Genomic DNA, 24,375 nt, shown 5'->3' with positions numbered 1-24,375 from the left:
CCAATATTATTCTATTAGAAAATCTAATATAAATATTTATAATTAATGCCATTGATATACATGAAGATATAATCTTGTAGGTGTATCATATTTATGATGAGATTAAATTATTTTTTGAAAATAATAGAGAGTGAGAAATGATAATAACAAAAGAAATTGCATATCGTGGAGATGGGATATCCTTAAGAGGTTTTTGTGCATATCCAGAAAAAAGAACTCATTTACCTGCTGTTTTGATAGCGCCATCGTGGGCAGGAAGAGATAAATTTACTTGTGAGAAAGCTATATATATGGCTAAAAAAGGGTATGTGGGATTTGCTTTAGACTTCTATGGAGATGCAAAGGTCGGTGCTTCTAAAGAAGAGAATGCATCTTTATTGAATAGCTTATTAGCAGAGAAATATGCGCTAATGACAAGACTTAAAACTGCCTATACAACTGTTAGTAGAATGCATATGGTTGATAAGTCAAATATAGCAGCCATTGGTTTTTGTTTTGGTGGTAGATGTGTATTAGATATGGCAAGATCTAATATATTCCTAAAGGCTGTTGTAAGTTTTCATGGGAAACTAGAGTCTAATATTCATAAAACTGAAGATATAGATACTAAAATACTAGTTTTACATGGATATAATGATCCTATGGTAACTCCAGAAGAAGTTAATAAATTCCAAGAAGAAATGAATCGTCGTAATGCTGATTGGCAACTTCATAGTTTTGGTAATACTATGCATGCATTTACTAATCCTGAGGCGAATGATCCTGAGTTTGGTACTGTTTATAACCAGTTGACAAATAAAAGAGCTTGGAAACTAGCAGAAGATTTTCTTAGAGAATCCTTTATTCCTAGTTATTTCTAGTAAAGCATATAAAATCTTTGTATGTTGAAGAGTCTATTTTAGTAGACCTTCTCAAGTAACATTATAATTCGAAGATAGTAGGATTAAAGAGCTATGGATATTAAAAGAAAAGCTGTAATAGCTCTATTTATAGTTACAATTTTTTGGGGTGTAACTTTTCCATTAATTAAAATATCCCTTGAATATATTTCTCCAGGACTTTTTGTTACTTTAAGACTTTCTTTATCTTTTTTATTGCTTCTACCTATAGTTATAAAAACTAGTTTTAAGCACAAGTTATACTTATTAAAAGTTGGATTTATTTTTGGTTCTCTTGAAGGAGTAAGCTTTTATTTTCAAACTAGAGGGTTATATACAGTCTCCTCAAGTGAATCAGCCTTTTTAACCGCGTTAAGTGTGGTGATGATACCGTTTATAGCGAGTTTCTTTAAGATAGATCGTTTAACAGTGTATGGAGCTATCGCATCTATGATATCTTTAATTGGGATATATGCTTTATCAGGAGCTGATTTTGAAAACTTTACTATAGGGTATTTATGGTCTGTGTTATGCGCCTTAGCCTATGCGGCATCTGTAGTTTATCTTAGCTATGAAACGAGAAGATTTGATAAAAGTGAAGTATTTAAAGATATGAAACTTTTAATAATATTCCAAGTGTTTTTTGGTATTCCTTTACCTTTCATTTCAGATATTTCTTCTATGTATCTTGATTTGAACTATATATTAATATTAGCAATTCTATTTTGTTCAGTTAGTACTATTGTGTGTTACTACTTACAAAATACTTATCAAAAGTATTTAAGTATGTCTCAAGTTGCAGTTATTTTTTCTTTCGAGCCGATATTTGCGACAATTTTTGGTAGGATCATAAATCACGAAGCTATATATGTATCTACAATACTTGGTGGAGTATTAATATTATCAAGTTACTTTATTATAGATTTTGGTAATAAAAGAAGGCTTAAGGTTTAGATTATAGCTATATGCTCTAAGGAGTGTTTACTATTAGTGAAATAATAGTATTGATACTATAAACTAACTATTGATAATAATAATTTATATTTTCTATGACTGATTCAAATAAATTAACAATAAAACAAAAGGTTTTTTCGATTTTCCAACAAAGTAAGATGTTTGTAATGTTTGTATTGGGGTATTCATCCGGTTTACCCTTGATGTTGACAGCATCATCGTTATTTTTATGGTACAAAGATAATGGTATAGAAATAAAAGATATTGGTCTTTTAACTCTTATAGCAGTACCTTATACATTTAAATACTTATGGGCACCAATTTTAGATAAAGTTACTATAAAAGGATTTGGTAGAAGAAAAGGGTGGATTTTATTGACTCAAATACTGATTATATTTTCAATCATATTAATGAGTCAATTTTCTCCAGATAAATCACCTTTGTTAATAGCATTTATAGGGTTTTTGATCTGCTTTTTTTCAGCAACTCAAGATATAGCTATAAATGCTTATCAGACAGAAATACTGGATGAGCATGAAAGAGCTCTTGGTAATGCAGTAGCTGTGATGGGCTATCGAATTGGTATGCTTGTTACTGGCGCTCTAGTATTAATAATTGTAGAAAAATTAAATAACAATTGGAATATGGGGTGGTTGGCAATAGTACCATTTTTTCTAATAGCACCTGTTATAACTTTATTTATTAAAGAGAATGAAGTTCAAGTGATTCCAAAAACTTTTAGAGAAGCTTTTACATTGCCATTTATAGAGTTTTTTGAAAGGAAAGGATTTAAAACCGCTTTAATTATTATAGCTATATTAATAGTTTATAAATTAGCTGATGCGATGGCATTTTCACTAAATTCTATTTTCTTTGTTGATTTGGGATTTGACAAAACAACAATCGCCGTGTCTTATAAAACAGTTTCACTTGTTTTCACTATGGCAGGTTTGGTTTTTGGTGGACTAGTAGCTAAGAAAATAGGAGTTTTTAGAAGTTTTTTATATTTTAGTATTATTATGGCTTTTGCAAACTTAACTTATGTTTTATTAGCAGTAGTAGGGAAAAACTATGCTCTGATGGTTGCTTCTGTTGGAGTTGAATATTTTTGTGGTGCTATGGGTACGGCTATATTGGTGGCAATGATTATGAGTTTAGTAAACACAAGTTTCTCCGCTACTCAATTTGCTATATTAAGTTCAATAGACTCTTTAGGAAGAGTCTTTGTTGGTCCTTTAGCAGGAAATATACAGCAATCTTATGGTTGGGCTAATTTGTTTTTATTTAGCTTTATGGTAGGAATAGTTACATCAGTAGTAATTTATTTCTTTAGAAGAAGAATAAAAGAAATGGCAAATCTTGACTAGTTTTTATCTTTTTTAAATAAAGATAAAGACATAAAAAATAAGAAACTAAGCCAAGGAATTAGTAGTATTCCCATTATTATATTTTTAACAATAGGAGTTAAATGTATGTTTGGGAATATATTTGCAATTAACAATATTACAAATATGAAAAGTACACCTGAAATAAAAGACCAAAGTGTACCTTTTTTAATCTTATCTACGGACACTATTAACTAGCAAGTTGATTTGAAACGAAATCCCAGTTAACAATTCCCCATAAGCTTTCTACATATTTAGGTCTAGCATTGCGATAATCTATATAGTAAGCATGCTCCCAAACATCAAAAGTAAGTAAAGGAGTTTTGTTATCAGTTATTGGGCAGCCAGCATTGCTAGTTGTCACGATTTCTAATTTACCTTCTGAGTTTTTAACTAACCAAGCCCATCCAGAACCAAAAGTTGCAACAGCAGCAGCAGCAAACTCTTCTTTAAATTTATCTACAGATCCCCAAACCTCGATTAAAGACGCTTTTAACTGACTTGATGGTTCAGTTTTCTTTGGAGTTAAACAATTCCAGTAGAAAGTATGGTTATAAACTTGTGCAGCATTGTTAAAAAGCCCACCTGAAGAAGATCTGATGATATCTTCTAGTCTTTGACCTTCAAACTCTGAGCCAGCTACTAGTTTGTTCAAGTTTGTAACATATGTTTGATGATGCTTTCCGTAATGATATTCAATAGTTTCTTTTGATATAACCGGAGCTAATGCATCTTCTGCGTAAGGTAGTTTAGGTAATTCAAATGACATATGATTTCTCCTTTTAATTTTAAACTTTTAGTATGCTTTACTTTAATAATTATACCACTCTAGTATAATATGCTATCATCTTGTCGTAGTAAACCGTTAAATTTGTAAAAAAAGCTGATAAAAGGAAGGAGTTTATGTACACACCTGAAGAACAAGCTGTTGTAGATAGAATAGAAAAACAAATAAAAGAAAATAGTATAATTTTATATATGAAAGGCACACCTAATATGCCTCAGTGCGGGTTTTCAGCACACGCTGCTGCTGCTGTTAGAGCTTGTGGTAAGCCTTTTGCTTTTGTGAATATCTTAGAGAATCCTGATATTAGAGCTATCTTACCAAAGTATGCTAATTGGCCAACATTCCCTCAGTTATGGATTAAAGGAGAGCTAGTTGGTGGTTGTGATATTATAATGGAAATGAAAGAATCAGGCGAACTACAAGAGCTAATTGATAAAGTTTAATTTTATTTCAATAAAGCTGTCTCAAATACTTTCTTTTTATTTATAAAATTATATGTTTTAGTAAAAGTTTAAGAAGAATCAGTAGAGTATCTATATTTAAAATAATTCTTTTTTTAGTATTTCAGGATATGTATCAGAAAGCTTTAGAAGCTTATTTTGTATACTAGAAGAAAGATCGCTTGCCTTATCACTTTTAAGATTTAAATGCTCCTTATATTTTGCGTAAGGAAAATATTTATTTAGACTATCTGCAGCATATTTTGTTACGCTCCATAATTCTTTAATTTGAGCATCCAAGTTGTTTATTTTATCTTCTTTATTTTTATTTTCTATAGTTTTGTAGTTATAAAAAACTTTATGTTTCTTAATATAATCTTCGACCTTATCAAGAAAAACCTTAAAATTTTCATATTTAGGAGTGCCACGAAAAAGATTATGTATGCTTATAATATACTTATTAATATCATTGTAACAAGTGTTAGATATTTTATAATATATATCTTCATATGGGTATTCAGTTAATATATTGGCTGGTGAGAGTATTATATTTGTAACGCCAGACCAATTTTTTTTATCTTTTTTCATATTATAAGTTATATAATTATCATCTCTTATATGTATGTCTTTTTTTGAATAATTTGACCAGTGGCTAGAGGAATCATTATCTATACCAGCATATATAAAGTAATTATTGTTCAAATTAGATAATTCTTTTGGAAAGCTATATACATCTATATCTAGTATATTTTGTTGATTTTTCCAATCAGTTTTTGAGATGTGATAAGAATTTTTGATATTTAACTCTGTTTCTTGAAATAAAAATGATTCTTTTTTATCTTGTGCTAACGTTTCATAAAAATCAGTTAATATGCTTGGTCCTGCTAAGTTAAGAATTTCATTCGTATAATCTTCTTTTTGTATAATTTTAGTATTTAATTTTTCCCAGTAATTATTTCTAGTAAAATTCTTTGTGATCATTTTAATTAAAGAAATTAAATCATTTCTTAAAATGATAGGGACGTTTATTATATTGTTATAAACATAATCATCACATAGATTTACAGTAATTTTTTTTCTTTCACAGAAAAAATTTAAAATATCAATTGCATCACTTTTTTTATAAGCTGTACCAAATTGGTTTTCAGGAGCCTTGTTATATATTTCAACATCTACATCTAAATAAAGGCCTCCATATTCACGTAGTATTAGGTATCGATATAAATCAGACAATAAAGCAAAATTTATAAAAATTGATTTTTGGATGGAATTAATTATTTTTAAATAATATTTGGTATCAACATCCATATTTAATTCATTTAATATATCTATATTTCGGATCTTAATATTTTTGACTTTATTTAGAGTATCGTTTAAATATTCGGTATTATTATGATCAGTCCAAAAGTTCACTGTAATTTCCTTTGAGGAGGAGTTTATGAGTCCACTCCAAAACTTAATATTATGGATGATCTTTTTATTGGGTATTGAGCCAAGCCATATAAAATGGATATTTTTCATAATTTATGATTGAAATTGCATTTTAGCAAAAAATGCTAAGATTATTTTTATGCTTTGTCAAATAAAAATCTTTAATCTAAGTCTAGGTAGCCCTATTTTTTATAAAATTTTTATGAAAATAAAAAACATAGAGTTTGTGTAATCTCAGGCTATTGATAAAAATATAGTTATTGTTTAAGATTGATAGTCCTGATCTTATATTCAGCTTGTAAAGGAGTTTAAATCTTGTGTAGTATTTATGAGTTTATGCATTCGTCAAACTATATAACGATGTCTGCGGGGCTTATCTTGCTATTCGCTATAGTGTCACAATATTTATCATGGAGATTAAAGCTTCCTTCAATTTTATTCCTTATTTTAAGTGGTATTTTATTAGGGCCAATATCAGAGGTTATACTATCTGATGGATTTAGATTAGTTGATGGTAATATAATTTTTGGAAAAGCGCTGCCACCTTTTGTTTCTATATGTGTAGCTATTATACTTTTTGAGGGAAGTTTATCTCTGAACTTCCAAAAAATAAAGCATGTTAGTAGGGTTGTATTTCTTTTGATTACTCTAGGGATAGGTTTGACTGTAGTTTTGACAGCGTTGTTTTGTTATAAGCTACTAGGGCTATCTATGGAAATGTCTTTATTAGTAGCTAGTATAACGTGTGTTAGTGGACCAACAGTTGTTCCGCCTCTTATGCGGACTATTCGCCCAAGAAAGCATGTTGCAAGCATCCTACACTGGGAGTCAATTATAGTAGATCCAATAGGTGCCTTAATAGTTGTATTTATAATGTCTTGGCTTTTTGCATCAGCAAACATTATTGGCGATTTTATTGGATATATTGTTTGGGCTTGTGTATTGGGCTTATTTTCTGGATTAGCTTTTGGATACTTTATTGGAGTGAGCTTTAGAAGGCATTACATTCCAGAATACTTAAAAAGTTTTTTTGTGTTAGCAGTTACTATAGTAAGCTTTATTATAACAGATGCTATTATCCATGGAGCGGGTCTTCTAACTGTTACAGTTGCTGGTTTAGTAATGGCAAATATGAAAGATCTCAAAATGTCAGATATAGTTTCTTTCAAAGAAAACTTAAGTGTAGTGCTTATATCAGTTTTATTCATAGTGCTAGGAGCTGATATTAACTTTAGTATGATAAAAGATTACTGGGCTGATGTATTGCTACTGTTTTTATTCCTACAGTTCATTTTAAGGCCGATAGTAGTCTTCTTATGTACTATCCGTTCAAACACTACGTGGAAAGAAAGAATAGTTTTGGGAATGGTATATCCTAGAGGTATCGTTGCTGCCTCAGTTGCCGCTTTAGTTGCTATGAAAATAATGAAAGTAGCTCCAGAAGAAGCAGATGCTGCAAATACTCTAGTATTCTTTGTTTTCATGATAATAGTTCTAACAGTTATCTTTGAAAGCCTATTTGTACCGTTTCTTTCTCGTGCTTTAAAAGTTTCTGAGCCAGAAGGAAAAGGTTTCTTAATTATAGGTGGCAATAAGTTTGCTAGAGAGCTTGCTGAAGTATTTGCTAAACATGATATTGAGCTAACTATTACTGATTCCTCTTGGGCAAATGTACAGAAATGTCGCCAGTTAGGATTAAATACTTATTATGGAAGTCCAGTGTCTTTACATGCTGACTGGAATATTAATTTGGTTGGTATAGGCTCGATGTTGGGGCTTTCAACAAGTGAATATGTTAATGCAGTTTCGGCTGTGAAATATGTTCATGAATTTGGTGCAAGTAATATTTTTGTATTAAGGACACCTCAAAAAGAAAGTTATAAAGGTATAGGAGCTATTGAGACTAATATAGCAAATCTACTTTTTGAAGAAGGTGTTGATTATAATTATCTTCTTGAAAGGCTAAATAATGGTGCAAGAATTAAGAGTACAAACATTACTGAAAATTATACACTTGATAATTTCCTTTCAGATAATCGAAACGCAGTACCGTTATTTATAGTTGATGAAAATGGATATGTCCAACCTTTTGTGAAAAACAGAAAAATAAAACCTGTGACTTTTAGTTTAATTTCTTTAAGTGATAACTAAAGGAGAAAGCCTTTATGTCAAACATCAGAGAATTTTGTGGTATTGCTCCAGATATTAGTGAAACAGCCTATATTGATCAATCTGCTGTAGTTATTGGTAAAGTAGTTATTGGAGAGGATGCTTCTGTTTGGCCACAAGTGAGTGTGAGAGGAGATCTTTTAAAAATCACAATAGGTAAAGGAACTAATATACAAGATTGTAGTACATTACACACTACAGAATATCCTAGAAATTCAGGTGAAGGTTTTGCATTAAGCATTGGTGAAAATGTGACTATTGGTCACGGAGTGGTTTTGCATGGATGTGAGATAAAAGATAATTCTTTGATTGGAATGGGAGCTATAGTTCTTGATGGGGCTGTCGTTGAAAAAGAAGTTCTTGTTGGAGCTGGTAGTTTAGTGCCTCCAGGAAAAGTTTTGGAGTCAGGATATATGTATTTAGGCTCTCCAGTAAAGAAAATAAGATTATTAACACAAGAAGAAAAAGAAGATATATTAGCTAATGCAAAGAATTATGTTTCTACAAAAAATAAATATAAAGCTTAATTTTTTTATAGTTCTAGTAACTTTATTGTTAACCGCATGCGCAACAGTTAAAAGTAATTCAATACCTGTTGAGGAAACATCTCAATCATTTAATAAGGTGACATTAAAAAATCAGTTAGATAATTTGTCAAAATGGCAGGCTAGTGGAGTAATAGGCATTAAATATGATAATAAAGCAGATTCTGCTAATTTCATATGGAATCAGGATGGAAGTGATTTTCATCTGAAAATATACGGACCTCTTGGTATGGGTGCAATAAGTGTTATAGGAGATGGTGAGTCTGTATCATTAATTGATAGTAAAGGAGATGTAACGAAATCTAAAGATATTAGCTCTCTTTTAGCAGAAAAATTTGGTTGGTATATTCCTATAGAAGGTCTTAAATATTGGATAAAAGGAACATATGTTCCAAAAGAAATTAAAGAAGTAAATTATTCTAAGTTGGGCTTAGTTGATGATCTAAAACAGTCAGGCTGGGAGATAACTTATAAAAACTATATGTTAATTGATAAAAAAGTCCCTTTACCATCAAAAATAGTTTTATTTAGAGATGGTTTGACTTTAAAAATAGTGATTAAGTCGTGGCAAGTATGAAAGGTAGAGAATATTTATCCTTTGCTAAAATAAATCTCTTTTTACATGTTTTAGATAAAAGAGATGATGGATATCATAATCTTCAAACATGGTTTCAGTTTATTGATTTAAAAGATAGATTATATTTTGTATTCAATAATTCAAATTTGATAACTATAAAAAGCAATAAAAATATAAGTTCTGATAAAGATAATTTGGTTTATAAGGCGATAAAGTTATTCCAAGAGACATATACTGTACTAGATGTGGGCTTAGACGTATTTATTGAAAAGAATATTCCAATGGGGGCAGGCTTGGGTGGCGGTAGCTCAAATGCTGCTGTAACTCTTATGGCAATGAGAGATAGATATAGACCAGATATTTCAAATGAGGATATGCTTGATTTAGGTAAAAGATTAGGTGCAGATGTTCCTATTTTTTTATTTGGAAAGTCAGCATGGGCTGAGGGCATTGGTGAGAAGCTATTTTCAAAAAACTATAAAGAACAATATACCTTATTAATAAAACCAGATATCCATATAAGTACAAAAGAGTTTTTTAATAGCCAGTATTTGGTAAAACATGAGAGCCTAATATCTAGGGAGTTAGACTTGGATAGAAGTGTTATGAAAAATGATTTTGAGGTAGTCTTTTTAAAAATGTTTCCAGAATTTAAAAATAGACTTTCAGTAGCAGAAGCACAGTTTCATATGACGGGAACAGGTTCTTGTTTTTATGTGTTATCTGATAATAAATGTCAGCTTGAAAAAGTTGCTGCAAAAATAGATAAAGACCTTGACAAATGGCTTGTTAAGACATTAAACTATGTCTACTGACTTTTTCACAAGTCATGTTCATTGTTGGGCTATCGCCAAGCGGTAAGGCAACGGGTTTTGATCCCGTCATCCCCAGGTTCGAATCCTGGTAGCCCAGCCATAGAAAATAATCAAAAAATCACTTTAAACTAAAAGTTTTGAATAAGAGCTACCTAAATTTATTAGATACTAAAACTCTAGAGTATCTCCATGTTTATCTATGGCTCTATATAAATATTTTTACCTTTATATTTTTAAATATGTTTCATCCATTTTCCAACTGATATAGGCATCGTACTTTTAAAACTATTACTAAATACTTCTTTTAACTCTTTATTATAGGCTCTAACTGTATATTTGGTGGTAAATTCCCGCTACAGTGAAAAATTATCGCAATTTTTTAAATCTTCTGCTAGAAGATAATAAATTAAGCTATAATTTTATTATAAATAAATCTGATATTTAATGTTAATAAGTGATCTGTATTGAAGAAATGCATGCCATTGGTGTTTCTCTTATAAATACAATAAGAGAATACATAAGCTTTTCTACTAACCTTCCAACAATTTCAAATAATTTCTCCACTGACAAATCATTTAAAATTTATGAAGACTTAATAGATTCAACTAGAGATAAGTATAATGATAGATATAACACAGATGAGTATGCAAAAGCGATACTAAGTAATAAATTGGGATATTGTCTAGAGTTAAGTATTCTTCTTACATTTATATCTCAATATATTAATCTTGATACTATGGGAGAAAGATTATATTTAACTGTAGTTGAAACTAATTGTCATATTTTTATTGTAATGCATCAAAATGTTACCATCCATCAAGACAAAACTTTGTTAAAGATGACAGAAAAACAATTTATAAATTACGATAACGTAGGTAATGCTATTATTTTAGATCCTTGGATATATAGTGTAATTCCCTTGAAAAACTATAATAACATATTAAAAGTTGCAGAAAATCTTAATGTTGATGATGACTACTCTACAGGAAAAAAGCTATTCTTTGCATTATATAACTATTCCAAGATCTTTGGTAGTCAAAAAGAAACTAACGATGCGAAAATAACACATCTAATTAAGACTTTTAATAACTACTACTATATTAGTAAATTCTCATATCCTGAAAAGTATGATAATTATAAAATACAAGAAGAATATATATTTAGAACACAGTATGAAACATTAATAGATTCAATCATTTTATTATTTAAACTAATACTTGATGAAGTCTATCCAAACTCTTTTTGTATACTACATAAAACTCACGAGTATATGGTTAAGACTAAACAGCATAAAATAACAATCTCAAGACTCAAGATTATCAGGGTTTTTAATTCTTTTTTTTATATATGCTTTATATCAAAACTTATTGACTATAGTAAACTTTTCAAAATATTAATGTTTAATAGGTTTGCTTTTGAAGATCTTGTAGATGTACCTTTGATTAAAGAGTTAAGAATTCGTTTAAATACAAGACATTCAATAAATAGTTTGAATGAAAGCATTTTAGATTTAGTTACTTCCATACAAGATATAAAAATAATTTATGAGTCAGAACTGAAATTTTTAACATCGTATTAGATCCATTATTTATAATAGTACGTTTGAAACTAAATATAAGGTATACAGAGTATTTTTTTAATATTCTAATAATGAACGTTTACCATAATTCAAAATTATTGCATAACGGGTCTATAACACAATAATATTTATTTAGTTTTACGTAAGAAAATAGGTTAATAGTAAAATAATGAATTTTGGATATATTCGAGTTAGTACTGATAAGCAAAATTTAGATAGTCAGAAAAATATTATTAGTAGATATTGTATTGACCATAGAATAAATATTGACAGGAGGTTTGGATTAGAAATATCATCAAAAAACTACTCAACAAAGAAAAATTGATGAGTTAATAAACTAACTCGATGAAGATGATTTGATTATTGTTTCTGAATTATCTAGGCTTGACAGATCAATAAAAGATGTTTTGGATATAATTGAAAATATAACAAGAATAAAAAGAACCTGCCTAATTAAGGATTAAAAGCTGTTAAAGCTCAAGGGATTAAGCTTGGAAAGCCAAAGTACTTTACATAAATCTATGTATGACGAAGATTTACAAAGAATTGAGCATCTCTATAAGTTAGGTGTTCCAATCAGAATGATAATAGATACACATCTAAAATATGGTAAATATTTATCTTTAAAAATATTCATTTATAAAAAAATTCATAGCTGCGGGAATTTATGACCAAATATGCAGTTAGAGCCTTATATTTAATGACGCAACGATTAATTATACTTTATACTTCTTTCTTTCGTTGCCTCCACATCTCTGTATTTAGTGGATATGATAAGTATCAGCGTAATGCTTGAAGAGCTATTAGTTTAGCAAAGTGTTTACCAGTGAAATTTAATATAAATAAGTGAAGTATGAATTATGATAGTTATGCAATTGCCAGTTTGCGACAGAATGAACCTTAAATATAAATATACTGCTTTAGGTTTGCTCTTCTAATCAAGTTAGAATTTTGAGAAAATGGTTTAAATTAGCGCTTTACCAAGCTTGCATTTCAATTATACATAGATCTCGCGATAAATACTCTCTAATTTCTCTATAATCTGATTCATGATCCAGCTCAGGATCATCCCTAAAATTATGATATTTTATAGTTATATCACTTGCTTTTTCACCAGAAGAGTCAGTAAAATTTTTTCGATCAAATAAAATAATAAGATACTCTCTTCTTGCTAAAGAATTTAACAAAAAACTTATATAAGAGTCTTTGTTTCTATTAATTGAACCTCCAATAAGATGCCCATTAGTATCTCTAATTTGATTCCTAAAAAAACGACCTAAGAATTCTTTAATTGTAAATAAATCACTACTAGCATCATTTTTCAATAATTCCATTAATCTTGATACTTTTTTAATTCCCCTAGAACCATGATATCCAAAAAATGAAAATCCAGAATTTTGAGAACTATGGACTATATATGCAGTACAAGACTCAATTATAGCTTTTTTTAATTCTTCTGGATCTATTTTTATTATTTCGCTAGCTGAAAAAATTTTTCTACAGATCGGACAAGTCTTACAATTCTTACTCCACTCACGAATACATGAGTTACAAAATGAATGTTTACAACTTAAATCAGTTTTATTATCTATTTCCGTTTGACATATAGGACATTCCATATTCAATAAGCTAAATTATATTTTTTATAAAAAAGTATATACTTTTTTAGGACCTTATCTAGTGATTCTGTCGTAAACTGACAATTGCATAAATTGACCTAGCCTGCCAATCTGAGACAGTTGTTAAACTCATTTCCCCAAACTCTATAGGAGTCATATAATTAATTGATGAATGGTGGTGTGTAATAAATCTCGATATATTTAAATTTTGAAGTTTGTGCTTGTGTTTAGTTTTATAACTTTTATCATAATAGCATCCTCTACTACTCATGCTAGCTATGAGATTGTTTTTACTTATTATTTTCCTGAAATCTTTGGAACAATAGAGAAATTATGCCTAAACAAAGCCATATTTAAAACACTATAAACTAAATCACTTTTCATCCTTTTGTCCATTGACCATCATCCCATCATAGAACGTGAAAATAAGTCTATAATTACAACTATCCATCTTGCGTTGGAATATATGTGATGTCAGTGACCAGTTTTTCATTTATATTAATTGCAGTAAAGTTTTGATTCAACAAGTTAGGTGCAACATCTTTGCTATGTTTTGAACCAGTAGGTGCTTTATATTTATTTTGAGATTTATTTTAGATCTAGTATTTTCATATGCCTAGATTCTCTAGGCTATGTAATTTTATAACCAATAGTTTTTTAAAGCTTTATATATGCGTACAACATCATATCTACTTTCATGCTCGTTAAGTATTCTTAGTATTTCTTGATTTAATTCATAATTACTTTTATTTCTTTTACTAATAGGATTTTTTAACCATCTATAATAGTCTGAGCTACTTACACCGACTGTTTCACAAGGAAATGTGACAGAGCTTTCACTTATAATAATATCCCTTCAACTTTTAGATTATTTATTATAACTATTTTGTAGCTTAAGATATTAACCTAATAGCAAAAGCCTGTTAAAATTATAACTTAAAAGTAAGACTTTAAGATATAAAATGACAAATGGTTTAATAAATGTAGCAATTTTTCTAATTAGCACAATTTTTAGCTTATACGCTTTTATTGTCTTATTAAGATTCTTTTTGCAGTGGGTAAAAGCAGATTTTTATAATCCTGTTTCTCAAATGATTATGAAAGCCACGAATGTTGTTGTTATGCCCTTAAGAAGGGTGGTGCCAGGATTTTTTCACTTAGACTGGTCGTGTATAGTAGTAGTTTATTTCATCTTTTTAATAGAGAACCTATTAGTAGGTTTGTTAAAAGGATATGGTTTAGACCTTTTATTTATCTTTGTTAAACCTCTTTTAGATATGCCATTTGCTATAATAAATATGTTTGTTTATTTAATAGTGATAAGAGCTATAGCTAGTTGGTTCATTCATGGTGGATACAATCCTATTTTTGTGGCAATTTTTCAAATTACAGAGCCACTTTTATCTAGAGTTAGAAGATTTATAAAACCTACTGCAGCAGGATTTGATTTTTCACCGATAGTAGTTTTAATTGTATTATTCTGTGTACAAATATTCTTACAGAGTGTAATTGCTGAGATATTTTAGTGAGCTTCCTTTTGTCAGTTTATATACAGCCAAATTCTTCTAAGAGCGAGATATGTGGCGAGCATGATGGAGCTTTAAAAATTAAAATCGCATCTCCAGCTGTAGATGGTAAGGCAAATAAAGAGTTAATTAACTTTTTAGCCAAGTATTTTAAGCTTAAAAAGAGTTTGATAAATATAAAAAGAGGTGAAATTTCTAGGCATAAAGTTTTAGAAATCTTTTTAGAGAAAGAAGATATAAACTCTGAAATAAAAGAATATTTAATCTCTTCGTAGGGTCATTTTATAAGCACTATCTCCATTTTCATAATAATTAGATATAGTTTTAGAGATAACAAAATTATTCTTTTGATATAGCCTAATAGCTCCAAGATTATTTGTATTAACTTCTAGGTAAATATTTTTAGTAGTTAGTTTAAATAAATGATTTAGCAATGATTGAGCTATTCCTTTACCTTGATGAACTGTACTCACAGCAAGTGAGTAAATTCTTATTTGTTTTTTATATTCAAAACAAAGTATATATCCAGCTAAACTATCGTTACTGACAGCAGTGAAAAAGAGTTTCTGTTTTTTTATATTATAAGTCATTTGCCTTCTAGATATTTTATCGCTATTAAATAGAGAGTTTTCTATTTCAATTAGATCATCTAGCTGGTTCAAATTAGCATGAGATATTAATATATTATTAGCTTGCATAAGGTAGTTTCTTAAAATTCATTCTATTTAAGAACTCAAGCATGATAGTGCTATATAAAGCATCACCTATATATGCATCTTCATATCCAGCATCTAAAGAAGGGTTATCATTTATTTCTATAATCATAGGTTTGCCATTTACAACTTTTATATCAACTCCATATAAACCCGTACCTACAAGCTTGGTTGCTTTTAAAGCTGCTTTCATAATAGATTTATCCACTTGATGAGTCGCATAGGCATCTGCACCACCAGCAGTAACTGTATTTTTCTTATAGTTTACAATCTGCCAATGGTTTTTAGCCATGTAGTATTTACAAGCGTATAAAGGTTTACCATTTAAGACACCTATACGCCAATCAAATTCTGTAAAGTAATATTTTTGAGCTATTATTATTGCAGAATCAGCTAACATCTCTTTCAATATAACTTCTAATTCTTCAAAAGATTTTGCTTTTTTAACGCCTTTTGAGAAAGAGCCATCAGGAATTTTTAGAACTATTGGAAAACCTAATTCATTAACTATTTCTTCCAGTTCAGATTTTTTAATATCTTTAAATATAAGCTTGGACTCAGGAGCTGATATTTTATGTTTTGTCATTAAGTTGTGTAAGTAAACTTTATTTGTGCATCTTGTAATAGACTTCGTGTCATCGATTACTACTAAATTATTATCTTCAGCTTTTTTTGCAAAAGCATAACTATAGTGATTAATCGCAGTAGTTGTTCTAATGAAAAGAGCATCATATTCAGGAACTTTCATGTAGTCATCTTTAGTGATTAGATCCACATGTATGCCTAAATCATTAGCAGCTTTTACAAATTTAGAAATCGCTTTTTTATTACTAGGAGGTATTTTTTCAGATGGGTCATGTAAAATCGCTAAATCATATAAGAAACTCTTCTTAACTTTTTTCTTTCTCCAGACTTTACTACTGAAAGCATTTAATGATTCTGCAAATACTGTTTGCTCCTCATCAGATAAGGTACTAATTTTACCTAATGTGATATTGCTAATTTGCCAGATGTCTGCACTTTTAGTAATAGTCAGAGCTAATATCGGTGCGCTATAATATTCAAATACTTTTTTTGCTAATTTTTCAAAACCATTTATAGATGGAACACCAAAAAATACTTTTATATTTATGATATTTTCATCTTTATACATTTTATTTAATTGTTGTTGATTTAGCTTTATACCTGAAGATAGTAAGGCAATATGATCAAAATACTTTAAGCTATTAAGTGTAGTAATATCAGGTAGAACACTATCCTTATTTGCTTCACCTAATAAAGATGCATAATAACCCTCTTCTAGATACTCCATCTTTTCGGATAGGTTGATTATGTAATTTTCATTTTTTGAAGTTTGTTGAAGATAATTCGAAATAGTTATTACATTATCGCTTGGATAATATGGAGACCAGATATCTTTATGATCAATTAAAATTTTAAGTGTTTTCACATAATTCCTTAGGTTAAAGTGCCGTAAAAACGAGAGTATTATCCTCGGTTTTTATTTTTTTGCAATAGGTATTTTTAAAAGAATATTTCTACTCTATTAATATCTGAATTTTAGAATAAATTTTGTTCGAAGAATAGAAATATTACAGATAAATTTTAGTCTTAGATTATTAGTGAATTGCATGCATGATTGAGCCAATATCATTTATTAAAATTCTAATATCAGCATCTTCAATATTACAAGGAACTTTGCGATCAACAACCACCTCAGCAGCAATACGTCCAGGGTGGCTACCTAGTACGATTACTCTGTCAGCCATAAGGACAGCTTCTTCAATATTGTGAGTTACAAGCACAATTGCTTTGGTACTAGTTTGTTTATTTATCCAAAGATCCATAATGTCATTTCTTAATGTTTTAGCAGTTACAATGTCTAAGGATGAGAAAGGTTCATCTAAGAGCAATATTTCAGGCTCTACCATTAAAGCTCTAGCAAAGCCAACACGTTGCTTCATTCCTCCAGAAAGTTCACTTGTGTAGGAATTTTCAAATCCTGATAAACCAATTTTTCTAATAATATTTAAAGCTTTGGGTTTGCTAACTGATCTTGATATTCCTAATGCGTCATTTCCAAAGAGAATGTTATCAGCTACTGTTAACCATGGAAGTAAAGCAAAGTTCTGAAATACCATGCTCATGGCCTTTAAGGGTTCAGTAACGAGGTCTTCTTTATAGTATAGCTGACCAGATGAGGGTTTGATTAGTCCAGCTAATACTCTTAATAAGCTAGATTTGCCGGCACCAGATTTACCCACAATAGCAATTATTTCATTCTCTTTAAGTTCAAAGTCTATGTTTTCTAAGACTCTAGTTTTTCTCTCTTTTTCTTGTTCATATGATAAAGAGATATTTCTACATTTAATGAGAGTTGGATATAATTTATTCATGTTAAACTCCTTTTAAAATTTATTAGTTTAATTCTTTGTTGATTAGCTACATTTGTATTTTGTTTCAGCTAATCTATATAACGGCTTCCAGATAAAAATCACACATAAAGCAACTAAAGAGCATAAGGCAACGACGGCTAAGGCTGCTTCAGGAAGTTGATTGTTGCCTGTAGTTATTGATACTAAAGCTCCAATTCCATCAACTTTGATAGTATTTGCTCCCCAAGTTACAAGTTCAGCAGCGATTGCTGAATTCCAGGCACCACCAGCAGCACTAATGATTCCACATACTATATAAGGAAACACAGCAGGAATCACAAATTTGAACCACCATTTTAGACCTTTCAGTTGGAATGATTTTGTCATTTCAACTATTTCTGTTGGTAAGCTAGAAACACCAGCTATTACATTAAATAACACATACCATGATGTACCAGTCATAATTAAAGGAATACACCATATATTAAGTGATCCGTCACCTGTTAGAATTAAGATTGCAACGATTGGAAAGAAAATTGGCTGAGGTATTGCCGCCAAAATTTGTATAATTGGCTGAACAACCTTAGTTCTTTTTTGAGATATTCCAATCCATATACCTAATGGAGTGCATATAATAACACTTATGCCCATGGCTATAGTGACTCTTAATGTAGTTTCTAGCATAAGAGGGATAAGGTATGTCATATCTCCATTAGGAAAGAACTTCCATAAGGCATAACCACCCCAGCTAAAAAGCCCAATAATACATATGTACCATAATATGCAAAGACTAAATTTAATCTGACTAGATAGCTTAGCTCTGAATTTAATATTTAATTTATAAGTGATCATACTGAAACCATTGATAAACCAGAAAGCAATCAAAGAGAAAATATCTCTAATATAAGAAAATATTGGAGATACTATACATAAATGATATAGCCAAGGTTTACTAGCGTTTCGACTGTTAAGAGACTCATACTTGAATTTTTCAGACCATTTTACAAGAGGCCTAAAAATGATTTGATCAAGTAATATTATGTTGATGATAATAGCCATTAGAGCATATAAAATTGCATAGGTGTCAGAGTTTTGTAAAGCCACTGCAATGTATGATCCGACGCCTGGTAGATTTACATCTCCTGTAGCAACAGGTATTGCTTCACTTGCAGTGATTGCAAACCATGCTGCGGATTGGGATACCATAATATTCCATAATAAGCCTGGTACAGAATAAGGCATTTCTATTTTCCAAAATCTTTGCCAAGCATTTAGGCCAAAAGAGTTAGCAGCATCAACAAGTTCTGCAGGAACAATTCTTATGGTTTGATATAGTATTAGGGCCATATTCCAAGCTTGGGAGGTGAAAATTCCAAATATAGCAGCAGCTTCAAGTCCCATTACTGAATGTGGAAATAAAAATAGAAAAAATGCTGTTGTAAATGTTAAAAAACCAAGTAGTGGAGCAGACTCTAGAAAGTTAATGATTGGCAAACATACTCTTGCAATATGTTTGTTTTTTGCACATGCATAACCTATAGATAATGCAAAAACAAATGAGAATATCATTCCAATGATTAACCTCATGGTTGTTCGTAACATATAGTAAGGTAAATGTCTTGGATCAAGAGAAATTGCTGAAATAGACGAAGCATCAACAAAAGCTTGATGCATGTCATGCCATCCGTAATATAACAATCCAAATGATGAAATTATAAGTAAAGTAATAATAATATCTGGAATGTTGATAAAATTTTTTTGAGTAACAAACATGATAGTACTCCTTATTAATAAATAAAGTTTTAAGTTATTGGATAACTATTTATTAAGTTGGAATAACCACATATATATTTTAGTGATATAGCTATATTGATAATTACAATTAACAAATAAATATATCAATAAAATAAATAATGGTTACAAACTAAAGTTTGCTTTTCTAAAACTAAGAAATGATATTCTTCTCTTTGAAGAAGAATGGTAGTTAGTATTAACTTTACTTAATTTATGAAAAAGCAAATTACTTTGGGATTGTTATTTAGAACAACTTGGTGGTTGTAATGAGTGAGTTATGAACATCATAGACTCCTTTTTTCTTGAATTAATAGTTTTAATGCAAAAAATGCATTAAAGCTAGTTGTGTTGCGGATTCTATAAGCTTTATAACGGGCTGTCAATATAATTTTTAGGAAAAAATAAATAAACTGTAAAAAGACTTAAAATTATATAAGCTTATAAGAGAAATACATTTTTAGAGACATTCTTTGCTTTTAGAAAATACTATAAGGAAATATATAGTTAAGAAACTTTATATTTGTTTTATTATTCTAATTTTATTATCTTTATCTAGTTGTTCTTCAGAACATAAAATAGAGGCTTTTAAGTATCAAGGAACGATTCTTTTAGATGGAATAGTTAGCTCATTACCAAAAATAAAAGATCAAAATATAGAGTTTGTTTTCCATACAGATAAGTATGGGGATTTCTTATTAAAAGCAGATGAAAGCTTAAGTCATTATTTGATTCCTGCAAATGAATTAAAAGTGGAAGTTAAGCTCTATAAAAATTATGAGAGTGAAAATGTAGAAGCATTTAGTTATTCAGAATATTTAAAAAATAAAAATATTGTAGCAGAAGGACGGGTGGCTACGGATACGGAAATTAAGTTTAAGGGTATTGCATTTAGATATTTACCTGAACGGATAAGGTATGAAATAAAGAGTCGAATAGATAATGATTTGCAAAGCTATGATGTTAAATCTTTAGCAGTAGCTTTACTAATAGGAGATAAGGATTTTTCAGATTTTTATAAAAATCTTTTTCAGCAGACTGGAACATCTCACTTAATGGTGATTTCAGGGTTGCATGTAGGGCTTTTAGCTTTGATAGGCTTTATATTAGCTAGAGTTTTATGGTCGTTATCTCCTCGTTTGTGTAGGAAAGTCCCTGCTCAGTATATAGGGGTTATATTTTCTCTTATAGTAGCTTTGTTTTACAGCCTATTGGCTGGATTTAGTGTACCTACACAGCGAGCAATGTTAATGCTCCTAATATTTGGATTGTTTTGGCTTTCTACTAGAAAAGTTACTTTAGTGAGAATATTAATTATTTCATTTTTTATAATTCTGCTATTAGATTACAAATCTATATACAGTGTAAGCATGTGGTTAAGCTTTTGCGCTGTAGCATTTTTAATATTTATATCAATAGTCTTACAACAGTATGAGGGTAAGTATAAGCTTTCGATATTAGCACAAGTTTATTTATCAATATTTTTAATACCAATAACGGTTTATTATTTTACAGGCTTTTCAATTGTCTCAATCATCGCCAATATCATTGCTATTCCATTAGTCAGCTTTGTGATAGTTCCACTACTTTTGTTTAGTCTACTATTATCGTTTATAGGCATAAAGGTATGGTTTTTAGCTGTAATGTTTTTACAGCTCTTAGTTTCTTTTCTAGAATTATTGATTGGGAAATTTAGTTTTATTGATTATTGGGGATATTTTTCATTTACCTCTTTGGTAGTTGTTATCTTTGGATTAGTTTTAGTTGTTTTACCTTTATCGAATTCATTTAGGTTATTAGGATTAGCGATGTGTTTAGTGTTTTTTCAGAGCACAGAGAATGTTTCACAGCAATATGGTGATTTTAGACTACATATCTTTGATACTCAAAATCAACTTGTTTTAGTTCAAGATAAAGGAGTTGATGTGTTATATACAAATGAAGCAAACCTTCAAGATGCTTATACTTTGAATAACGTATTAAAACCATATTTAAGATTAAATGGTATCGATAAACTCGATTATGTAATTGTTAGTAATGCTAATGAAAATATAAATATTAACGAGTTGGATAATATTGTTCTAGTAAGAAATATAATTGCAAATACCATAAATGATAGTTTCAAAGATAGATTTATAAAGTGTGATTATGATAATAGTTTACATATAGAGAAAGACACTTTCTATTTATTGGAGAGTGATGGGTATTGTTATTTGAATCTTCATAATCAATATAAAAATTTTCTTTTGGTGCCTGATAGCCCACATAAAAATCAAAGAAAGGTTTTTAGTTTATATAATCGTTTTATTAAAGCGGATCTAATAGTTTCACCAGTAGATTTATATTACAAATTCTTTCATAAGTTAAAGCCGAAATACTTTATTTATAGTTCTTCAAATCTTTTTGATAAAGATAAACTAAAGTCACTTAATGCCAAAAATATTGGCGTTGTCGATATTCATAATAATGGGGCAATAAATATAATCATAGATAATAAAGGTCATATGCAAATAAAAAGCTTGTTAAAAAACTATTAGAGAAGTGATAAGATAAATTCACTAGTACTATGTATTTTTTAGCGATGTTAGAAAAAATTAAAAATTTTTACTACGGAATGGTTTCTATAGTTTTACTTTTGATTAATACAGCGATTGTTGCAGTTCCTATAGTTTCATTATCTTTACTGAAATTATTAATTCCTATAAAAAGCTTACAGTTTTTCTTAGGATCGATATTGGAATTTTTTGCACGGATATGGGTGAGCCTTAATATTTTTGCTGTGAAACTAATTTCTCCAACCGAGATAATCTTTGAGCAAGATGAAAAATTAAAAAAAGATGGATCTTATCTTGTGATATGTAACCATAAAAGTTGGTTAGACACTTTGCTTTTACAATTAGTTTTTCATAAAAAGATAGCATTTCCGAAGTTTTTCATGAAATACCAAATGATTTATGTGCCATTTATTGGATTAGCTTGTTGGGCTTTAGATTTTCCTGTTATGAGGAGATATTCAAAAGAATATCTTGAGAAAAATCCCGAAAAGAAAGGTGAAGATATTCGTCGTACAAAAGAGTATTGTGAGAAAATGCCAAAAAGACCAACAACTATAATAAATTTTGTTGAGGGTACTAGATATACTCTTCAGAAGGCTAAAAAAAGCAAATACAAGAATTTATTAAATCCTAAAGCTGGTGGTATAGCCGTTATTTTAGAGGCTTTATCGGGTAGGCTTGATGGTATCTTAAATACAATTATTATTTATGAATCTTCTAAAGAGACTTTGTGGAGATTTATGACCAGACAAACAAAGAGAATCAGAATAAAAATGGAATTTATTCCTTTACCAAAAATTCCTCTAAAAGATTATTTTGGTAATGAACAAGATAAAGAAGAATTCCAACAATGGCTAAATAAACTTTGGCAGAAAAATGATAACTATATAACTGCGGCAACAGAAAAAATAAATTATGATAGATAAAGATAGATTTAATAAATTCGATTTTGGATGGCTTATAGTCAGTTTTGGTATGGCTATTGGGGCTGGCATTGTTTTAACCCCTGTAAGTATAGGCGTAGTGGGTTTTACGGTATTTGCGTTATCTATTTTAATTGCTTATCCAGGAATTTATCTCTTCCAAAAATTATATATTCAAACGCTTTTCGCATCGAGTAAACCTAGAGTTTATAAAGAAGTTATAAATGAACTTCTAGGACCTAAGTGGGGAATCTTCTTAGGAATATTATATTTCTTAATGATGTTAACATGGACAGTAATATATGCTGAAGTAGTAGCTAAATCATTAGCTTCTTATTTATATGAGTTTGGACTTATATCAACCCTTCATATTGATCAAAATATAATCTTTAGTGCTATATTAATGATTGTTTTGATTTTTACAGGTATAAAAAGTCAGAGGTTGCTTGTTAGGGTTTCAACATTCTTAGTTTTTATATTGGTTATTTCTATTGTTTTAGCATCAATATCACTAGTACCTTTATGGAAAATTGGTAACTTAACATCTTTACCTGATACGGGTGGAGACTTTATTGCAAAAACTATAATTATGTTGCCGTTTTCATTAACATCTATTTTATTTATACAATCGCTAAGTCCAATGGTTATAGGCTATAGACTTCATCATCATAATGAAACTAAAGAAATAATTATGGCAAAAGCTCTTAGAACAATGAAGATAGCTTTTATATTGCTTGTAATAATTATAGGTGCATATATATTTTCATTTTCTTTAGTTATTCCGCATGATGTTGCAGTTAAAGCTTCTCAGACAAACCAGTCAGCATTTCTACTGTTGGAGAAACAAGGGCATTCAAATATGATTCTTCATATATGTGGAGTCATAATAAGTATTTGTGCAATTTTAACTTCATTTTTAAGTATTTTGGGTGGGATGGCGGAATCACTTAAAGGGATTTTGAAGATAGGATTTAATAGAGTTGGCTTAGAAAAGCAGAGCAATTCTAAATTTATGGATGTCACTGTGGTTGTAGTAATATTCTTAATTACATGGCTTTCTATAGTTTTCCAAGCACCAGTATATAAGCTGGTGCCTTTATCAGGTCCTATATTTGGTATTTTAGGGTGCTTAATTCCAGCATATATAGTTTTTAAAACACCAAGTCTTAAAAGTTATAGGACAAAGAGTATCTATTTTATAATTTTTGTTGGTATCGTTTTAACCATATCTCCACTACTAACTTCAGCACTATCTTAAAAAATATATCTTGAAAAAAAATCCTTTGCCCTTAGTTATATAGATATAAGTCTTA

Annotated in this window: 22 protein-coding genes and 1 tRNA gene; 16 read left to right on the top strand and 7 right to left on the bottom strand. The window is 29.6% G+C overall.

What is annotated here, in order from left to right; genetic code table 11:
• The first annotated feature begins 137 nt into the window (after positions 1-137).
• The 3 genes from KX01_RS01485 (at position 138) to KX01_RS01475 (ending at position 3,199) form a co-directional block, all read left to right on the top strand.
• Positions 138-860 (top strand): dienelactone hydrolase family protein, encoded by a 723-nt coding sequence (locus tag KX01_RS01485; RefSeq protein ID WP_071663311.1) that lies wholly within the window; start codon positions 138-140, stop codon positions 858-860.
• Positions 861-953: 93 nt separating this feature from the next.
• Positions 954-1,832 carry a DMT family transporter gene (locus KX01_RS01480; protein WP_071663310.1) on the top strand — a complete coding sequence of 293 codons (879 nt, stop codon included), beginning with the start codon at positions 954-956 and terminating at the stop codon, positions 1,830-1,832.
• Positions 1,833-1,927: 95 nt separating this feature from the next.
• Entirely contained in the window at positions 1,928-3,199 is a 1,272-nt protein-coding gene (locus KX01_RS01475; RefSeq protein WP_071663309.1) for an AmpG family muropeptide MFS transporter, read from the top strand.
• Positions 3,200-3,407: 208 nt separating this feature from the next.
• Here KX01_RS01475 and KX01_RS01465 read toward each other — a convergent pair whose 3' ends face one another.
• Positions 3,408-3,986, bottom strand: coding sequence for a superoxide dismutase (locus KX01_RS01465; protein ID WP_071663307.1), 579 nt, complete (start codon positions 3,984-3,986; stop codon positions 3,408-3,410).
• 134 nt (positions 3,987-4,120) lie between these two features.
• Between KX01_RS01465 and grxD the strand changes: the two genes are divergently transcribed.
• Positions 4,121-4,447, top strand: a complete 327-nt coding sequence (grxD, locus tag KX01_RS01460; RefSeq protein ID WP_071663306.1) for a Grx4 family monothiol glutaredoxin — start codon at positions 4,121-4,123, stop codon at positions 4,445-4,447.
• A 96-nt stretch (positions 4,448-4,543) separates the two neighbouring features.
• On the opposite strand, the gene KX01_RS01455 is transcribed toward grxD, so the two are convergent.
• Positions 4,544-5,857 (bottom strand): glycosyltransferase, encoded by a 1,314-nt coding sequence (locus KX01_RS01455; protein WP_071663305.1) that lies wholly within the window; start codon positions 5,855-5,857, stop codon positions 4,544-4,546.
• A 354-nt stretch (positions 5,858-6,211) separates the two neighbouring features.
• Here KX01_RS01455 and KX01_RS01450 point away from each other — a divergent pair, with 354 nt between their 5' ends.
• The 7 genes from KX01_RS01450 (at position 6,212) to KX01_RS09420 (ending at position 11,885) form a co-directional block, all read left to right on the top strand.
• Positions 6,212-8,026, top strand: a complete 1,815-nt coding sequence (locus tag KX01_RS01450; protein WP_071663304.1) for a cation:proton antiporter — start codon at positions 6,212-6,214, stop codon at positions 8,024-8,026.
• Between the two features lie 14 nt (positions 8,027-8,040).
• Positions 8,041-8,571 (top strand): gamma carbonic anhydrase family protein, encoded by a 531-nt coding sequence (locus KX01_RS01445; RefSeq protein ID WP_071663303.1) that lies wholly within the window; start codon positions 8,041-8,043, stop codon positions 8,569-8,571.
• The gene (lolB, locus tag KX01_RS01440) at positions 8,528-9,166 is read left to right on the top strand and encodes a lipoprotein insertase outer membrane protein LolB (protein WP_071663302.1); all 639 of its coding nucleotides are present in this window, start codon (positions 8,528-8,530) and stop codon (positions 9,164-9,166) included. The genes KX01_RS01445 and lolB overlap by 44 nt, the downstream gene beginning before the upstream one ends.
• Positions 9,154-9,981: a 4-(cytidine 5'-diphospho)-2-C-methyl-D-erythritol kinase gene (ispE, locus tag KX01_RS01435; RefSeq protein WP_071663301.1), complete on the top strand. Its 828-nt coding sequence runs from the start codon at positions 9,154-9,156 to the stop codon at positions 9,979-9,981. Before lolB ends, ispE begins: the two co-directional genes overlap by 13 nt.
• Positions 9,982-10,006: 25 nt before the next feature.
• Positions 10,007-10,081, top strand: a tRNA-Gln gene (locus KX01_RS01430).
• A gap of 354 nt (positions 10,082-10,435) precedes the next feature.
• The gene (locus KX01_RS01425; protein ID WP_156860358.1) at positions 10,436-11,560 is read left to right on the top strand and encodes a hypothetical protein; all 1,125 of its coding nucleotides are present in this window, start codon (positions 10,436-10,438) and stop codon (positions 11,558-11,560) included.
• Between the two features lie 169 nt (positions 11,561-11,729).
• Positions 11,730-11,885 carry a recombinase family protein gene (locus tag KX01_RS09420; RefSeq protein WP_198021096.1) on the top strand — a complete coding sequence of 52 codons (156 nt, stop codon included), beginning with the start codon at positions 11,730-11,732 and terminating at the stop codon, positions 11,883-11,885.
• 652 nt (positions 11,886-12,537) lie between these two features.
• On the opposite strand, the gene KX01_RS01410 is transcribed toward KX01_RS09420, so the two are convergent.
• Positions 12,538-13,179: an RING finger domain-containing protein gene (locus tag KX01_RS01410; RefSeq protein ID WP_071663299.1), complete on the bottom strand. Its 642-nt coding sequence runs from the start codon at positions 13,177-13,179 to the stop codon at positions 12,538-12,540.
• A gap of 962 nt (positions 13,180-14,141) precedes the next feature.
• On the opposite strand from KX01_RS01410, the gene KX01_RS01405 reads away from it, so the two are divergent.
• Positions 14,142-14,705: a YggT family protein gene (locus tag KX01_RS01405; protein ID WP_071663298.1), complete on the top strand. Its 564-nt coding sequence runs from the start codon at positions 14,142-14,144 to the stop codon at positions 14,703-14,705.
• A gap of 11 nt (positions 14,706-14,716) precedes the next feature.
• Positions 14,717-14,980 (top strand): DUF167 domain-containing protein, encoded by a 264-nt coding sequence (locus KX01_RS01400; protein ID WP_198021095.1) that lies wholly within the window; start codon positions 14,717-14,719, stop codon positions 14,978-14,980.
• Here KX01_RS01400 and KX01_RS01395 read toward each other — a convergent pair.
• The 4 genes from KX01_RS01395 to KX01_RS01380 form a co-directional block, all read right to left on the bottom strand.
• A complete protein-coding gene (locus tag KX01_RS01395) occupies positions 14,966-15,403 on the bottom strand; it encodes a GNAT family N-acetyltransferase (protein ID WP_071663296.1) in 438 nt (145 codons plus the stop codon). The two genes, KX01_RS01400 and KX01_RS01395, sit on opposite strands and share 15 nt — an antisense overlap.
• Entirely contained in the window at positions 15,393-16,868 is a 1,476-nt protein-coding gene (locus KX01_RS01390) for a RimK family protein (protein ID WP_071663295.1), read from the bottom strand. The genes KX01_RS01395 and KX01_RS01390 overlap by 11 nt, the downstream gene beginning before the upstream one ends.
• Positions 16,869-17,037: 169 nt before the next feature.
• Positions 17,038-17,814: an ABC transporter ATP-binding protein gene (locus KX01_RS01385; protein WP_071663294.1), complete on the bottom strand. Its 777-nt coding sequence runs from the start codon at positions 17,812-17,814 to the stop codon at positions 17,038-17,040.
• A gap of 42 nt (positions 17,815-17,856) precedes the next feature.
• On the bottom strand, positions 17,857-19,566 hold the full coding sequence (locus KX01_RS01380) for an ABC transporter permease subunit (RefSeq protein WP_071663293.1): 1,710 nt from the start codon (positions 19,564-19,566) through the stop codon (positions 17,857-17,859).
• Between the two features lie 491 nt (positions 19,567-20,057).
• On the opposite strand from KX01_RS01380, the gene KX01_RS01375 reads away from it, so the two are divergent.
• Genes KX01_RS01375 through KX01_RS01365 form a run of 3 tightly spaced genes read left to right on the top strand, consistent with a single transcriptional unit; the run spans position 20,058 to position 24,320 of the window.
• Entirely contained in the window at positions 20,058-22,121 is a 2,064-nt protein-coding gene (locus KX01_RS01375; RefSeq protein ID WP_232223344.1) for a DNA internalization-related competence protein ComEC/Rec2, read from the top strand.
• A gap of 44 nt (positions 22,122-22,165) precedes the next feature.
• Entirely contained in the window at positions 22,166-23,065 is a 900-nt protein-coding gene (locus KX01_RS01370) for an acyltransferase (RefSeq protein ID WP_071664718.1), read from the top strand.
• On the top strand, positions 23,055-24,320 hold the full coding sequence (locus KX01_RS01365; protein WP_071663292.1) for an amino acid permease: 1,266 nt from the start codon (positions 23,055-23,057) through the stop codon (positions 24,318-24,320). Before KX01_RS01370 ends, KX01_RS01365 begins: the two co-directional genes overlap by 11 nt.
• Positions 24,321-24,375: the final 55 nt, after the last annotated feature.

Source organism: Francisella frigiditurris, assembly GCF_001880225.1.
In the GTDB taxonomy this organism is placed as follows: domain Bacteria; phylum Pseudomonadota; class Gammaproteobacteria; order Francisellales; family Francisellaceae; genus Francisella; species Francisella frigiditurris.
This window is presented reverse-complemented; position numbering and strand designations above follow the sequence as displayed.